The sequence below is a fragment of the Desulfitobacterium sp. PCE1 genome (assembly GCF_000384015.1).
Classification (GTDB): Bacteria; Bacillota; Desulfitobacteriia; order Desulfitobacteriales; family Desulfitobacteriaceae; genus Desulfitobacterium; species Desulfitobacterium dehalogenans.
In genome coordinates this window covers 1,305,349-1,319,683 of record NZ_KB913023.1, presented here as the reverse complement: position 1 = coordinate 1,319,683, position 14,335 = coordinate 1,305,349, and the positions used below count along the sequence as shown (strand labels likewise).

At 44.8% G+C, this 14,335-nt stretch carries 14 protein-coding genes; all 14 read right to left on the bottom strand.

All coding sequences use genetic code 11. The annotated features are described in order from the left end of the window. Window positions 1–23 precede the first annotated feature (23 nt). Window positions 24–1,271 (bottom strand): major membrane immunogen, membrane-anchored lipoprotein, encoded by a 1,248-nt coding sequence (locus DESPCE1_RS0106550; RefSeq protein ID WP_019849887.1) that lies wholly within the window; start codon window positions 1,269–1,271, stop codon window positions 24–26. Window positions 1,272–1,702: 431 nt separating this feature from the next. Further along, a complete protein-coding gene (locus DESPCE1_RS0106545) occupies window positions 1,703–2,518 on the bottom strand; it encodes an energy-coupling factor transporter transmembrane protein EcfT (protein WP_019849886.1) in 816 nt (271 codons plus the stop codon). 33 nt (window positions 2,519–2,551) lie between these two features. After that, window positions 2,552–3,148, bottom strand: a complete 597-nt coding sequence (locus DESPCE1_RS21120; protein ID WP_019849885.1) for a Gx transporter family protein — start codon at window positions 3,146–3,148, stop codon at window positions 2,552–2,554. Then, complete coding sequence (locus DESPCE1_RS0106535; protein ID WP_019849884.1) at window positions 3,141–3,530, bottom strand: NusG domain II-containing protein; 390 nt, start codon at window positions 3,528–3,530, stop codon at window positions 3,141–3,143. Before DESPCE1_RS0106535 ends, DESPCE1_RS21120 begins: the two co-directional genes overlap by 8 nt. Before the next feature lie 39 nt (window positions 3,531–3,569). Beyond that, on the bottom strand, window positions 3,570–4,646 hold the full coding sequence (locus DESPCE1_RS0106530; RefSeq protein ID WP_019849883.1) for an FAD:protein FMN transferase: 1,077 nt from the start codon (window positions 4,644–4,646) through the stop codon (window positions 3,570–3,572). A 266-nt stretch (window positions 4,647–4,912) separates the two neighbouring features. Then, entirely contained in the window at window positions 4,913–5,593 is a 681-nt protein-coding gene (gene hisIE, locus DESPCE1_RS0106525) for a bifunctional phosphoribosyl-AMP cyclohydrolase/phosphoribosyl-ATP diphosphatase HisIE (protein WP_019849882.1), read from the bottom strand. 734 nt (window positions 5,594–6,327) lie between these two features. Next, the gene (hisF, locus tag DESPCE1_RS0106520; RefSeq protein WP_019849881.1) at window positions 6,328–7,089 is read right to left on the bottom strand and encodes an imidazole glycerol phosphate synthase subunit HisF; all 762 of its coding nucleotides are present in this window, start codon (window positions 7,087–7,089) and stop codon (window positions 6,328–6,330) included. Further along, window positions 7,089–7,859, bottom strand: a complete 771-nt coding sequence (hisA, locus tag DESPCE1_RS0106515; RefSeq protein WP_019849880.1) for a 1-(5-phosphoribosyl)-5-[(5-phosphoribosylamino)methylideneamino]imidazole-4-carboxamide isomerase — start codon at window positions 7,857–7,859, stop codon at window positions 7,089–7,091. The genes hisF and hisA overlap by 1 nt, the downstream gene beginning before the upstream one ends. Further along, a complete protein-coding gene (gene hisH / locus DESPCE1_RS0106510) occupies window positions 7,837–8,466 on the bottom strand; it encodes an imidazole glycerol phosphate synthase subunit HisH (RefSeq protein WP_019849879.1) in 630 nt (209 codons plus the stop codon). Before hisH ends, hisA begins: the two co-directional genes overlap by 23 nt. A 17-nt stretch (window positions 8,467–8,483) precedes the next feature. Next, a complete protein-coding gene (gene hisB, locus DESPCE1_RS0106505) occupies window positions 8,484–9,068 on the bottom strand; it encodes an imidazoleglycerol-phosphate dehydratase HisB (RefSeq protein ID WP_019849878.1) in 585 nt (194 codons plus the stop codon). Window positions 9,069–9,488: 420 nt separating this feature from the next. After that, window positions 9,489–10,571 (bottom strand): histidinol-phosphate transaminase, encoded by a 1,083-nt coding sequence (gene hisC / locus DESPCE1_RS0106500; RefSeq protein WP_019849877.1) that lies wholly within the window; start codon window positions 10,569–10,571, stop codon window positions 9,489–9,491. Continuing rightward, window positions 10,565–11,845, bottom strand: a complete 1,281-nt coding sequence (gene hisD, locus DESPCE1_RS0106495; protein WP_019849876.1) for a histidinol dehydrogenase — start codon at window positions 11,843–11,845, stop codon at window positions 10,565–10,567. Before hisD ends, hisC begins: the two co-directional genes overlap by 7 nt. A gap of 28 nt (window positions 11,846–11,873) precedes the next feature. Then, a complete protein-coding gene (gene hisG, locus DESPCE1_RS0106490) occupies window positions 11,874–12,533 on the bottom strand; it encodes an ATP phosphoribosyltransferase (RefSeq protein ID WP_019849875.1) in 660 nt (219 codons plus the stop codon). Window positions 12,534–13,114: 581 nt separating this feature from the next. Beyond that, window positions 13,115–14,308: a hypothetical protein gene (locus DESPCE1_RS0106480; protein WP_019849873.1), complete on the bottom strand. Its 1,194-nt coding sequence runs from the start codon at window positions 14,306–14,308 to the stop codon at window positions 13,115–13,117. Window positions 14,309–14,335 lie beyond the last annotated feature (27 nt).

The window sequence follows — 14,335 nt, the reverse complement described above, 5'->3', positions numbered from 1 at the left end:
AGTATTATTTTGCCTAAAAACTATTATTTGGCACCTTCAAGAGCTTTTTGAGCTAGTTTGAAGAACTCACCAACTGTTACGGATACCCCAGCGATATCATCGGAATGACCGGCATCATCTTTGTAGGTGATCTTAGTCGGATCTTGAGTTTTCAGGAGATGAGCTTCTGCTTTTTGTGCTTGCACAGCCCATTCACCTTGGTTTCCAGGGGCGAGTTTGTAATCACCGTTAGTGGATTGAACGTCTTTATTTGGCTTGGTAGCGTCCTCAGGAATACCGTTCCAGTCAACACCAACAATAGTTCCGTTCTTAACTACGATGCTGGTCATGTATTTCCAGCCTTTTTCAAATTTTTCGTCAGCGGCGTAGTAGAGACCATCTTTATAGGAACCCTGGGCAATCGGTCCCTTGTCTAAAGCAGCTTTAGCCAGCTCGAAGAAGTCCTTAACTTTGATGGATACTCCGGCAATATCATCAGTTTTACCTGCATCATCCTTGTAGTTAACCTTAGTGGGATCTTGAGTTTTCAGGAGGTAAGCTTCTGCTTTTTGTGCTTGTTCATGCCATTCTGCTTGAGCTTTCCCTTTTTCTTTCATGCCATATTCGCCATCTGCAGATAACGTATCTTTATCTTTGCCGCCTTTAACGTTTAAGCCATTCCAATCAGCAGCTACGATGTTTCCATTGACTACAGTAAGGCTAGCGGAATATTTCCAACCATCTTTACCATACATAGGGGCTTCAGCATAGTATGCACCATCTTTATATGGGCCTTTTTCTACAGGACCAGCATCCAAAGCTTTTTTAGCTAGTTCGAAGAAATCCTTGACACCGACGGATACGCCGGCAATGTCATCGCTATGTCCTGCGTCATCCTTATAATTAATCTTGGTGGGGTCTTGGGTTTGAACAAGATAGGCTTCTGCTTTTTCGGCTTGCTCATGCCATTCTGACTGAGCACCGCCTTTTTTCATACCATATTGACCAGAAGCAGAGAATGCAACTTTATCCGGTCCACCTTTTTCATTGGCGCCATTCCAATCAGCGGAAGCGATTTTACCGTCTTTAACTTCGATGGTCACCATATACTTCCAACCTTTGGCAAATGCATCTTGCTGTGCAAAATAATTCCCATCTTTATATTTTCCATCTTGAGCAGGAGCCGGATCCTTAACCGCGGTAGCCGGTGTAGTTTGGCCACCTGTGCACCCACTTAATACGAGAACAGTACCTAAGGCAAAAACTGACATTATAGATTTAATCTTTTTCATTTCCTTCCTCCTCCTTGTGAAACTACCTTTATACACTTTTTGTTGAAAACTAAGTCTTTCAGAACAGCCCCTCTCCTGTCCCCCTTTCCGTAGTCTTCATAAAGTAATTTGAGAAAGCACTTGTAGAGAAAAAGAAGATAAACACAAACTTACATATACTTGCACCTTCAATAAATGTAATTGCAATACATGTTTCGACAATATATGTATTCGCAATATTTGTCACAACAAGCTTTTCTCAAATAGACTTTATCAGAAAGAGGTTTTTCTGTCAATACATAAATTTAGAATTCTTTCAATTTAAATAATTAATAGATAATTAATTTTCGGAAACCTAATTATCAAAACTTCAGTTACCATTAAACAATTAAAATAGCGGTCAAGAATCCCCCTTATGGACTCTTGACCGCTATACTCCAGCCTTACTACTTCTATAGTATCCCATGTATTATTCCATTCTCTATAATCCAAATGATCCCTACAAACACGGCGAAACTCACAAGAGCTACTCCGTCCTTAAGAGTGAATTTGAACCGATAATGGTACAACTCCTCGGGACTCACTTTATCAACATATTCTTGAATTTTATCAATTTTTTCGAAGGAATCAACGATAAGATTAACGATAATCTGAGAAATCCCTTTCACATTAATTCTGAGCTTACGCCTCTCTTCCCCAACTACAGCACGCATTTTTTCTCCCAAGCTCTTTTTAACTTCAGAGCCTGTATCTTTCAGCTGGTCTACGATACACATAACAACCTTCAAATAATCTTGAACCGGCAGCCCTAGCTTTTTTAAAGGCATTAAAAATTTATCCAGCATTCCGATAAAGGTTCTCATTGGCGTGGTGTGGAAATACAGGATACTGATATACCAAATAACAAAAATCTTAAAAAGCCTTAGGAAAACCGCGCCAAACCCTTGGAAAGCAAACATGGGATTCCGGGAAAAATAAAAGAAGAGAGCATTCATGAACAAGCCGAAGAAATAAGGAATGAGTACAATAATTCCAAAGGACGCCCCGCTGATCGCTACTGTTCTCAAATCAACCTTAAAAACCCATGCGATCAGGATTAAATAAATGCTTAAAAGTCCAAAGCTCAAAGGGTACCGGAACCAAAAGGGCATAACCATAAGCAGAATCGCTAGGATTAGCTTGACAAGTCCATCCATCCTAAAGTATTCCGCTTTATTTAACCCCTTATTTTCTTCGTCAGAATGTATTGCTGTTAAATCCTTCGCCATAGGCCACTCAAATCTCTTCTACTGTATTTCATCTTAATTCCCTTCTACACCGGAATCCTGTACTTCTTTATTGTCATCTAAAGCAACCTGCTCTTCAGCACTTTCATGGGGCTCAGGATCTTTTTTGAAAATTTCTTTTTTATTTATTTCATTAATTGCCAGTTCACCTATACTCCCGGTGACCAAGCCTGTAACTACGGCGGATATAAGAAGTATTGGCAAGTAATAGAAAACCACCGCTTGACCAAGAATGAAGGATGCCACGGTAATCTGGGTCGTATTATGAACGATAGCTCCAGCAATGCTTATTCCCTTAATACTGAAAAATCTGGAGAGTTTTCTGTACAGCAGCCACATGACCAGTGCACTTAATATACCTCCCGTCAAGCTAAAGGCAAGCATCATTACGCCCCGGGTCAGTATAGCCACTACAAAACAACGGACTAACACAATAAATAAGACATCTTTAAATCCCAAAAAAACAATGGCGATCATGGTAATAATATTACCCAAACCCAGCTTAATACCGGGTACAGGAATTGGTACGGGAATGAAGGATTCAAGAAAGGATATAATGATCGCATTGGTGACCAGGATGATAATTATCGCAAAGCGCTTACTTCTATTCATATTCATCACCCTCAATGGTCACTATGGTTCCCGCAGGCAAACAGGCCGCGAAATCACCGGGCTTACTCAAAACTCCGGATCTTACACAGATTTGGTCAGGACATTGGGATTCTAAAAATCGAATCGTTCCGTTCTCAGCAACTATCGTTAATTCAATTCCATCTTCATAATGAAAATGCTGGGGTTCAGTTACACTATCTAGATTAATTCTGGCAACTTCCTTACCGTCCCGGGTAATGACAGCAATATGTTCCCGCCCTGCACTTTTTTCTCCTGGATTAACCTGATTCCAAAGCCAAGGCATTGCCGCACCAACTCCGATTAAGAGAACGACCAGAATAATGATCAAATCACCTTTTTTTCTTTTACCTTCTGCTTTCATGTTTATCTCCAGTCCCCTATACCCGGCAATTAATAGGCCTTATTCTTCGACCAACTCATATTCCTTGCTTTCATCATAGAATTGGAAACTATCCTTAAGTCCATCTGTAATATAGATTTTTTTATCTCTGGTGATAAAAACAGCTTCAACTCCACCATACTTTTCGAGCATCGCTCTACCTTTTTCCAAGCCAAGAATATATACAGCTGTGTCCAAGGCATCGGCCACCAAAGAAGAATCCGTCACCAAGGTGACACTCATCAAATCCGATTGGGCAGGATAGCCTGTGTGAGGATTAAGAATATGGTGATAACGTACACCGTCTACTTCAAAAAAACGCTGATCGTCCCCGGCAGTCACAACCGCTTTATCCGCTACAGTAATCATACCCACAATCTGATCGTCTTCTTCATTAGCGGGACGGGGGTTACGCACCCCAACAGTCCAAAGGCTGCCATCAGGCTTACTTCCCACTGTAACCACATTACCGCCAAGATTGATGAAGGCGGAAGTTATACCAAGCTTTTTATAGACTTCAACAGCTGCGTCTCCGGCATACCCTTTGGCAATACCGCCCAAATCCACCATCTGGCCCGCTTGTTTAAGGTAAGCTGTGTTCCCCTCAATAATCAAATTCTTATAATTGACGAGAGGCAACAGTTCTTTTAATTCCGCTTCAGATGGAATTCGTGCATTATCCGTACCAATTCCCCAACTTTTCACTATAGGACCAACGGTTACATCGAAGGCTCCCCCGCTGAGTTCGGCTACTTTCTTGGACTCTTTCAAAATAAGCAATGTCTCCGGCTGGAGCTCTACACTTTGCTTTCCAGCATATTCATTGAGTTTGTTAACATCCCCCCCTGGAGCATTGAAGGTCAAAAGGTTCTCCAGGCTCCTGATCTTCTCCAGAGCTTCGTCGATTGCTGCCTGTCCATTATCCCCAAAGACCCTTTGACTTATGACCGTACCCATGGCGATATCCGTGCTGTCAAACTTTTTAACTTCTTCCTTTTGTACAGGTTTCCCATTGCACGCAGTTAATAACCCAAGTGTTATCAGGACAATGCCTATAAACGATAGTTTTCTACTTCTTAGTTTTTTTTGGTCAAACAACAACTCCAGCTCCTTTTTTATCTATACCCTCTTTATTGCTTATAGTGACCAACCTAGAATTACCTTAACCTGTTTTAGTGTAATTCTCTACAAATAATACCATACGAATCCTGAGATTAAAATAGCTTATCCTTTAATCACATTTTCTTAACAATTGCTTATGGGCGCTATCTACCAATATGAGACAAATAAAGGAGGCATTAAAGAAAGAATCCTTATAAAGAAGGTCTCCAAGCCCTCTTTATAAGGATTCAATTTTCGTCTGACTATTTTCTTCGTGAGTGCAACTCCTGGGCAATATCCTTTAAACTTACTCCCCGTTCTTCCAACATTACCAGCACGTGATAAATGAGGTCCGCGACTTCATAACGAATCTCCTCAGCCGAACTATTTTTAGCAGCAATAATTGTCTCCGCGCTTTCCTCCCCAATCTTTTTGAGGATCTTGTCCAGCCCCTTGTTAAACAGATAGGTTGTATAGGCTCCTTCCGGACGTTCTATATTCCGTGAGTGAATGACCTCTGCCAATAACTCCATAGTCCTTCCTAAGGAAATTAAAGGAACTTCTTTAGGTCGTCCAAGAGTTACATAGTCTCCTCCCTGGATCCCATAATGAAAACAGGAATAAAAATCCTCATGGCAGGCTACCCCCTTCTGCTTTACCATCAGCAGAATAGTGTCCCGATCGCAATCAAAACGGAGATCCATAACCTCTTGGGTATTGCCTGAACTTTCCCCTTTCAGCCATAGGGATTGACGGCTTCGACTGAAATACCAAGCCCTTCCCTCCTGAAGAGTAAGTCTGAGTGCTTCTTCATTCATATAAGCCAGCATCAGGACTTCTTTTGTATCCACATCCTGCACGATGGCAGGAATTAAACCCTCGGCATTCCAGCGTATCCCTTGGGGGACCTGAGCCTGTGACTCTTTAGGATTATATGTATTCATTAAATCCCCACCTCTTTGTACATGATTTCTAGTTTTGCCACGGTCATGCCTCTGCCACAGCACCAGCAGGGGGAAAAGCTGCTCGGGTCGCGTAGCTTTACGCACAACGCTCACTCCATAGCTCCGGGGCTGGTCAACTCGCTTTCTTAACAACTGCGCCAAACCCCGCTGTTTTCTGCATGTAAACCAGTGGCTACGCTATGTTAAGAAAGCCTCGTTCACCCCGGCCGCCCCTCCGCTAAATCCGTTTCGCTTTTGTGCGCAAAGCTACGCCTTGCGGGTCTCTTTTATTTTCGCTTGGGGTCTCAGGGCCTTTTGTGAGGACTTTCTGGGGTTAGCTTCAAGGCCTTTTTGGCCCTCGTAGCTTTCTCAGGGTAGCCGACCATGCCGCTTAAGCGGCGTCGGTAAAGACGGAAAAAGCAACTTTGGTCAGGCGACTTGCCCTACATTTCCTACAACACCCTACTCAAACCCGAAAAGCAGCCCAAGGATTTTGCTTTACAAAAGGGAGCTAATTTAAGCGAGCGGAAACAAAACTTCGCGAAAAGCACGCTGCGGAGAAAGGTTGGAAACAGGACGTTTCCAACCGGCTATGAGGCAGGAGCCGATTTAGCCGGGCACCTTTCGGAGCGGAGAGCTTGAGCCGTTAGTTTTGTCCGCGCAGCTTATTGAGCGACCGGTGTAAAGCAAAATCCTGGAGAATTAGCTTTCAGGTCCTTTTCAGAATGATCTACCTAAGCCTTCCTCACCGGAATGCCCCGCGCCTCCAGATAAGCTTTAGCCTCTGCAATGCTATACTCCTGATAATGAAAAATCGAAGCTGCCAGAACCGCATCCGCTTCTCCTATCGTTAGTCCTTCAGCCAGATGCTCCAGAGTTCCTGCACCGCCACTGGCAATGACCGGCAGAGAAGTTGCTCTGCTTACAGCACGGGTAAGCTCCAAATCATACCCATGTTTCGTCCCGTCCCGATCCATGGAAGTCAGCAGTATTTCACCCGCACCTAAGCGCTCCACTTCCTTCACCCACTCCAAAACATCCTTCCCTGTGGGAGTCCGTCCCCCATGGATATAGACTTCCCAGGTTCCCGGACGAGTCTGCCTGGCATCGATAGCGACGACGATGCATTGGCTGCCAAAAGCATGAGCTCCTTCTTCGATCAGCCCAGGGGTCTGGACAGCTGATGTATTCAAGGAGACCTTATCTGCCCCGGCTCTTAACATCCTACGAATGTCCTCAACGGTTCGCAGTCCCCCACCTATGGTAAAAGGAATAAACACTTGCTCTGCTGTCCTGCGAACCAGTTCAACCATAGTTTCCCGGCCTTCAGCCGATGCCGAGATATCGAGAAAAACCAGTTCATCGGCTCCCTCTCGATCATAAAGAGCCGCCAACTCCACGGGATCTCCGGCATCGCGAAGATTAACGAAATTTGTCCCTTTGACCACGCGACCTTCATGAACATCCAGACAAGGTATAATTCGTTTCGCTAACATCAACCTTCCCCCTTGTGGTCCTTATCTACGGCCCCCCCACTATGACGAACAACCCTAAGGGCATCAGCCAGGGAGAAAGCGTCGGTATAGAGAGCCTTGCCCACGATTGCCCCCTCAAAGGCGGCACCGTTATCTGCCTCCCTTTGGAGTAATATGAGATCCTCCAGCCGGGAAATCCCTCCCGAGGCAACCACCTGCAGGCCGCTTAACCTGGCCAATTCAGCCGTGCTTTGAATATTGGGACCTTGAAGCATTCCGTCCCGGGAGATATCTGTAAACACCAGATGCTTCACCCCGACTTCCTTCATTTTCAAAGCCAAATCCAGAGCCCTTATTTGAGTCTTTTCCGCCCAGCCCTGTACCGCTACCAAGCCATCCTTCGCGTCAATTCCCACCACGATGGCTTCCCCAAAGCGTTCTACTGCTTTTTCTACCAGTTCGGAATGGCGCACAGCCACTGTACCGAGGATGACCCTTTCAACCCCTAACTCCAGGAGCTCCTCTATTCTCTCAAGCGTTCGAATTCCTCCTCCCACCTGTACCCGCAGCCCGGAGGATTGAATAAGCTTAAGTATCACTGCATCATTTACAGGTTTGCCGGCGAAGGCACCGTCCAAATCCACCACGTGGAGAGAATCAGCCCCCTGAGCCTTAAAATTCCGAGCCACTTCTAGCGGCTGATCCCCATATACGGTAGCATTCTCCATCCTCCCCTGGAGCAGGCGGACAGCTTTCCCCTCTTTAAGATCAATGGCCGGAAATAGTCGCATCCTCATTCACCCACTTTCCGAAGTTCTCCAATAATTTAAGCCCCCAAGGACTGGATTTCTCAGGGTGGAATTGTGCCCCCCAAACCGTATCTCTTCCCACGAGAGCGGGAAAAAGTACTCCATAATCACTCGTCCCCGCGAGAATCTCCTGCTCTTCACTCAAAACATAATAAGAATGAACAAAATAAAAAAAGGCTTCATCCGGAATCCCCTGAAGAAGGCGGCAAGGTTTTTCCTGATAAAGTGTATTCCATCCCATATGAGGAACCTTTCGACCCACAGGGAACCTCACTACTCTTCCGGGGAGCAATCCTAATCCCTTATGTTCCCCATGCTCTTCCCCGACCTCAAAAAGCACTTGCATGCCGAGACAAATCCCCAAAAAGGGCTTTCCTGAACAGGCATAGCGAATTAAAGGCTCAATCCATCCTTTTTCTTCAAGGGCCGCCATAGCATCGGCGAATGCGCCCACTCCCGGTAGAATGATACCTTTCGTATCCATCAGTTCATCTGGAGATTCCAGAACCTTAGCCGAATATCCTAATTTTAAGAGAGCCTTTTCTACACTGCGCAAATTTCCACGGTCATAATCGATAATTCCTATCATAGAGAACAAAGACCTCCTTAAAGCACTCCCTTTGTCGACAAAACTCCTTGGAACCGGGGATTCTCACGAAGAGCCAAGCCTAAGGCCCGGCCGAAGCCTTTGAAGATCGCCTCCAGAATATGATGGCGATTCCTGCCGGAGAACAGTCGAATATGCAAGGTTATCCCTGCCTGGACGGACACCGCCCGAAAAAACTCCTCCGCCATTTCCACAGGGAATTCTCCCACCATCCCATCGGGGCAATCCACATCCCAGACCAGATAGGGACGATTGGAGAGATCCAAAGCAATCTGAACCAGTGCTTCATCCATGGGAAGAAGAGTATCTCCAATCCGCTCAATTCCACGACGCTCTCCTAAGGCTTCTCGTATTGCCTGCCCGAAAACGATACCACAGTCTTCTATAGTATGATGAGGATCCACCTGCAAATCCCCTTGGGCAGCTATTTCCAGGTCAAGATAGCCAAACCGGGCCAGGGCCTCAAGCATATGATCAAAGAAGCCGATACCCGTATTGACCTGAGCTTCTCCGGCTCCATCAAGATTTAGCTTCATTCGAATCATGGTTTCTTTGGTCTGACGTTCAATCTGTGCTTCACGCATTTTAAAAACCTCACTTACAAGGTGTTATCCTAATTATTGCGATGACTGAAAAACCGTTTACTCGAGTCGAGTAGCTTCATGCACAACGCACCTTCGGGCGTGATCTCCTGAAACCTTCCGCTGGAAGGTTTCTTGATCGGAGACTCACGTTCTCCATAGCTCCAGGGCTGATCAACTCGCTTTATTTAACAGCATCTGCGGCGAATAAGTATGTTTTGTAGCATGCCGCCTTGAGCGAAACTGTCCACTGGACACTTTCGACACCAAACCCCGCTGTTTTCTGCATGTGAACCGTGGCTTCGCTACTTAAGAAAGCCTCGTTGACCCGACCGCCCCTCCGCTAAATCCGTTCCGCTTTTGTGCATAAAGCTACGCTTGTAGGTCTTTTTTAGATATAGAATTAGTTGTTAGTAGGATCATTTATTTTAGAATCTCCCGAAGTGCTTTCATAAGTCTCTCATTATCTTCAGGCAAACCTACGCTGAGCCGCAGAGCCTTGCCCACCACCGGTAGATTCCCCATATTCCGGATCAAGAAACCCTTCTCGATCAATTCTTGATAGACCCGGTCCGGATCCTCGGGCTGAAAAAGAACGAAATTAGCCCGGGTTGCAAAAACCTTTACCGAAGCAAAAGCGGTCAGTGCCTCAACGATCTTCTCCAGCTCAGCTGTCAGAGTCCGACCTTGCTCAGCAAAGTCCTCAACATAATTCAGAGCAATGGCTCCCGCCTTTTGACTAAAGCTGTTCACATTAAAAGGTTGACGAGCCCGGTTCAATGCTTCGATCATTGAGGGTTGCCCCAGAAGGTAACCCAACCTGAGAGCAGCCATGGCAAACAGCTTGGAAAAGGTCTTCATCACTAAGAGATTGGGGCAGTGAGGAATCTGATCCACGACACTCTCCCCGGAAAATTCTCCGTAGGCTTCATCCACAACGACGATCTTCCCTGATTCTGCCACAATCCTGAGTATCTCTTCCCGAGGGAATAGGGTTCCCGTTGGATTATTGGGATTGCAGAGTACAATCATATGTACCTGAGACTGGGCCGCTGCCTTAAGTATCCCTTCCACATCCAGACGGAAATCCCGCCCATCTTCTGTGAGGAGAAGAGGAATTTCAAGAACATCAGTTCCGGTCACCCTGGCCGCTGCTCCATACATACTAAATGTGGGCGGATGAACAACGACGGCCCGATTCTCTCCTCCAAAAGTCGTCATGAGCAGCTGGATCAGCTCGTCAGAGCCATTTCCCGTTAAAATTCCCTCACCAGGTACTCCTGTATAACCGGAAAGGGCTTGCTTGAGTTCTTGAGCTCCTCCATCAGGGTAGCGATTAAAGGCAAGGGATGAACCCAGTAATTGCTCAATCATTCCTTGAGGCCAAGACAAAGGATTTTCATTGGCGTCCAAGCGTACACAGTTGGGGATGGACTTGCTTTCATAGGCATTTAGAGTCCGTATTTTTGGTCGAATCCATTCTTCAAGGTTCATTTTATCTACCATAGCTTTCTTGCCTCCACTGCCCGGGCATGGGCCTCAAGTCCTTCTTTACGGGCTAAATGAGCAATGTGCCGACCGTCACGCCGCAAAGCTTTTTCTGAATAACTTATGACACTGACCTTCTTCATAAAGGTATCCACATTTAAAGGGGAATAAAAACGGGCAGTACCTCCCGTAGGCAATACATGATTGGGACCGGCAAAATAATCCCCTACGGGTTCCGGCGAGAAGCGTCCCAGGAAGACAGCCCCGGCATTTTTTACCTGCCCCAGCCAACTGTAGGGCTCCTTAACCACCAGCTCAAAATGTTCGGGAGCAATTTGGTTGGCCAAGTCCATTCCCTCTTCCAGATCCTTAACCAAAATCGCCGCCCCATAGGCCTCCCATGAGGCTCGGGCGATCTCCTGCCGTGGAAGCAGATTTAATTGCCGTTCCACTTCCACCACTGTCTCCTCCAGCAATTTCCGATCAGGAGAGACTAAAATGGACGAAGCTAACGGGTCATGTTCGGCTTGGGAAAGAAGATCGGCGGCAAGCTCTTCCGGTTTTGCGGACTCATCGGCTAAAATCAAAATCTCACTGGGGCCGGCCAGCATATCAATATCCACGGTACCAAAGACCTGCTTTTTCGCCAGGGTGACGTAGATGTTTCCGGGTCCGGTAATTTTATCCACAGGGGAGATTTCCTCAGTGCCGAAGGCTAAAGCTGCAATGGCTTGAGCCCCTCCTACCTTATAGATTTCGGTGACTCCGGCTTCCGCAGCGGCTACCAGGACTTCAGGCAATAAGGTTCCATCCTTTCGCGGGGGACTGACCATAACGATCTCTTCGACCCCTGCTACCACAGCGGGTACTGCATTCATCAGCACTGAAGAGGGATAAGCGGCGGTTCCTCCCGGAACATAGATACCAACCCGTTTAAGTGGAAGTAAAAGCTGCCCTAAGACACTTCCATCCTCTTTGGCATCCAGCCATGAAGTACGCTTTTGCTTTTCGTGATAAGAAGTAATATTTTCTTTGGCAAGTCGCAGGGCTTCCAGGAATTCCTCATCCACCTGGGCGTATGCCCTGGTCAACTCTTCTTTTTGGACGCGAAGCCCTGAACCACGGAGATCCACCCCATCGAATTTCTCCGTTAAAGCATAGAGAGCAAGATCCCCTTCCTTCTTAATTTCAGAAAGAATCTCGGCTACTTTATCTTCCAGCAATTGATCATTGCCATAAGACTTGCGCGTCAGAGTAGTCAAATCCAATTCCTTAAGGGTCTTAATCTCCATGTCTGTTCCCTCCATCTTAATGAGCTTTCTAAAGAATCTGACGAAGCTTCTCAGTCAGCTCATTAATGCGTTCATATTTCATACGATAAGCGACGCGATTCGCAATTAATCTCGTCGTAGCTTCGAGAATGGGAGCGACTTCAACCAGCTTATTTTGCCGTAGTGTGGTTCCAGTGGAAACAATGTCCACAATCATCTCCGAGAGTCCTACACGAGGGGCCAGTTCGATATTTCCATGAAGCTTGATGGGAAGAACCTGCATACCCTGCTTGCGAAAAAATTCTTCAGCTACCCGGGGGAACTTGGTCGCCACCCTTTGATGGTTTAACTCACTCAGATCAAATTTTCCGTCCGGTAAGCGGGGAGGAACCTTTTCTTCCGGCATAGCTACAACAAAGCGGCAATAGCCAAAGCCAAGATCCAAAAGCTCCACCACATCTTTATTTTCTTCCAAGAGTGTATCCTTACCGACAAAGCCGACATCCGCTGCACCATATTCCACAAAAGTCGGAATATCCGTAGGGCGGCAAATAATGATCTGTGCCTGAGCTTTTTCTAAAGGAAAGACCAATTTCCTCGACTCTTCGCTGACCTCTTGACATTCGATTCCTATCTTTGTCAGAACCTCTAGAGAGTCTGTCAATAATTTTCCTTTAGGAAGAGCGATGGTTAAGAAATTCCGAGCCAACCTCCCTCAACTCCTCTTTACTCATTTCATCGCTTTAACTAATTAAAGTATTAGCGCGTTATGTTTATTATAGCAATCTCATTTTTCCCTGGCAATAGTTTTTTAATATTTTATGGCTTCTGGCAAATTTTCTGCCTTTTCCACCCATAGCTTAGGATCTGCCCGAAGTAACACCATGTCCCGGGACACGACAACGTTGTCGTGTTCCGGGACATGGTGATTATTCAGCCTCACGGTTTTCATCTTGAATGACCACGGCTTTGCTCCCAGGATACGGCTCTCCATTTATGAATTCCGCCTCTCCCTCCTGCCTTGAGTAGAAAAAAATGATGACCTAAGAAGCTAACATCCCCTTGGTGGCAGGGTAAATTTCATAATCCATTGCCTTTGCAGGCCACTTTTTGGAGTCGAATTATAAAAAAGCTGTTCTCTTTCGGCTTCACTATCAGCAGAATACCCAAAAAAGTCGTTTCAAATTCCACATGCCTCATTAAATTCCTTGAGTTTAAAGAAAAATTGATCTGTAAAACAAGTCCAATTATATACAGCCTCCATAAAAGGTGTATCAAACTCTTCATCCGCTATATAATCGTAGGAACAATTTTTAACTTATCTAACAGTGCAATTATGCTTTCAGTCTTGTTACCTAAATATCTATTTTCAAATAGCTCAAATCCTTTATCAAGAATATCATTTAGGTCTTCTGTAAGCGGACCGGAAATAATCTCTTCTCTCATTAATTGTAATTCTTCTTTGGCTTTTTGTTTAATTTCTTTTAATGGCGGCAAATTAGATATTTCTAAAACTTCGTCAAGTTCCAGATCCCTAGGGTCAATAGATTTACCTTTATATGCTTCATGCAAATTATGAAAGATAACTGAATACAGATATCCTCTATCTCTGTTTTTAATAAACTCCTCATTTCGAGATAATAATATTTCTCTATATTCCTTTGGAATACGCAATTGATTAAAATAGCACTCAGGCATGTTTAAGCAAACTTGTGAAATGGCTCTAGCTATAAAAAACGCACCTATAATATCACTATAAACGAGTGAGTTTGCTGCGGTATGAGCTGCTATTGAATAAGCTGATAGTTCCGGATTGTATAGCCATTCCATACACTTATCATTAAGCAGTCTATTTTCTACTAATCTCTCTTCTCCGGAAAATTCTCCAAAGAATCCAATATCAATTAAAAATTCAGATGCCATTGCATTAACTTCTAGTAGAGATTCAACCGTAAATGGTGCTCTACAGACTTCTTCGCCAGTTTGAGTCATAAAACGGGTAAACATTATAGGTTTTGTTTGGTCTAATTTACCTTCATGATCGAATCTTAATCCGCAAGTCAAACGCGCAATCCAGGGACATTTAGTAGAGCCTTGATATTTTTCATTGATAGTTGTGTAATACTTTAATAGCTTGTTCTGATTAATATGTTTCCATAATATATTTAGTCGCCAAAATTCCGCCTCATCATTTAAAATTCTTGCATTCATTGCATTATAAGTATAAATCAAATTTTTTTGTCCCCATACAGTTGAAATATGATCGCCCCAGTGTTGAAACTCATGAGACGCAGTCTTATGAACTTTTCTTAAGCGATAGCTATCTTTAGTTTTAATATCTGCCTTAGTTACAGAATTAAAAACAATAACCTGTTTCACTCTACTCATAAACAGGGGAATTGAAATAGAAAATTCAGGTATCAGTACATTTTTAACAAATATCTGTTTCTCCCAAGGGTATTTTCCAAACTCCATTGATTTCACATAAGGAACACTTTGCTAATATGCATG

Bases quoted from the DNA above. Each gene is read 5' to 3' on its own strand.
- DESPCE1_RS0106550 (WP_019849887.1), bottom strand. From the start codon at position 1,271: ATGAAAAAGATTAAATCTATAATGTCAGTTTTTGCCTTAGGTACTGTT.
- DESPCE1_RS0106545 (WP_019849886.1), bottom strand. From the start codon at position 2,518: ATGGCGAAGGATTTAACAGCAATACATTCTGACGAAGAAAATAAGGGG.
- DESPCE1_RS21120 (WP_019849885.1), bottom strand. From the start codon at position 3,148: ATGAATAGAAGTAAGCGCTTTGCGATAATTATCATCCTGGTCACCAAT.
- DESPCE1_RS0106535 (WP_019849884.1), bottom strand. From the start codon at position 3,530: ATGAAAGCAGAAGGTAAAAGAAAAAAAGGTGATTTGATCATTATTCTG.
- hisIE (WP_019849882.1), bottom strand. From the start codon at position 5,593: ATGAATACATATAATCCTAAAGAGTCACAGGCTCAGGTCCCCCAAGGG.
- hisF (WP_019849881.1), bottom strand. From the start codon at position 7,089: ATGTTAGCGAAACGAATTATACCTTGTCTGGATGTTCATGAAGGTCGC.
- hisA (WP_019849880.1), bottom strand. From the start codon at position 7,859: ATGCGACTATTTCCGGCCATTGATCTTAAAGAGGGGAAAGCTGTCCGC.
- hisH (WP_019849879.1), bottom strand. From the start codon at position 8,466: ATGATAGGAATTATCGATTATGACCGTGGAAATTTGCGCAGTGTAGAA.
- hisB (WP_019849878.1), bottom strand. From the start codon at position 9,068: ATGCGTGAAGCACAGATTGAACGTCAGACCAAAGAAACCATGATTCGA.
- hisC (WP_019849877.1), bottom strand. From the start codon at position 10,571: ATGGTAGATAAAATGAACCTTGAAGAATGGATTCGACCAAAAATACGG.
- hisD (WP_019849876.1), bottom strand. From the start codon at position 11,845: ATGGAGATTAAGACCCTTAAGGAATTGGATTTGACTACTCTGACGCGC.